The organism is Polaromonas sp. P1_G4 (assembly GCF_056405475.1).
In genome coordinates this window covers 1-752 of sequence record NZ_JBFUCA010000981.1, presented here as the reverse complement: position 1 = coordinate 752, position 752 = coordinate 1, and the positions used below count along the sequence as shown (strand labels likewise).

General features: G+C 59.7%; 1 protein-coding gene. It reads right to left on the bottom strand.

The window, feature by feature from the left end:
- Positions 1 to 723: CBS domain-containing protein (locus tag AC1D1X_RS24875; RefSeq protein ID WP_477699567.1), on the bottom strand; the 723-nt coding region annotated here is incomplete at its 3' end.
- Positions 724 to 752: the final 29 nt, after the last annotated feature.

Sequence of the window (752 nt, the reverse complement as noted above, 5' to 3'; positions counted from 1 at the left end):
CCAGCGGTCCTGGCGGAACTGATTGAAGCAGCCAAGCACGGCTGCCGCGAGTACGGCCGAGCCACCTAGCCCGGAATTCATCGGAAAATCGGAATGCAGGTAGAGCTCAAAACCAAAGTCTGGGTGTACTGCCTTGATCAATGCCAGGATCAGCCCGAAACGGCCCTTTTGTGACAGCGCGTGCTGCAGGTCGTTGGCATGCAGCGATTCACCGAGGTCGCGTGAATGGATCTCGATGCGCGTGTCGTCGCGCTTGCGCAAAGTGGCGTGGCTGTAGAGCGAGATCGTTGTGTTGATCACGGCTCCGCCTTCACCGGCGAAGAAATGCGTGAGGTCTGAACCGCCACCGCCAAAGCTGATCCGCACCGGCGAGCGCGCTCGCGCATAGACAGGCTCTTCGATCTGACGCGGCATGTGGTCGCGGCTTACGATTCCGGCCAGGCGCCGGTTTTCGTCGAGCAGCGGTATGACTTTGATATGGTGGTCGAGCTGTTTGAGCAGCAGTTCGCGCGAACTTGCCTTGTCGGCCCAGACGAAGTCAGGGTTGGCGCAGGACTTGATGGCGTCCTCGAGCTGCGCGCCTTCAAGCAGCTTGCGACGCACGTCCCCGTCGGTCGCCAATCCGGTCGCCATGCCTTCGGCATTGGTCGTCAGCACGATGCCATGGTGGTTGGCTTCGAGTTGCGTCAATGCATCGCGCAACGACGCATTTTCTGAAATCAAGAATAATTCGAAGCTCACAGGGTTCCCGC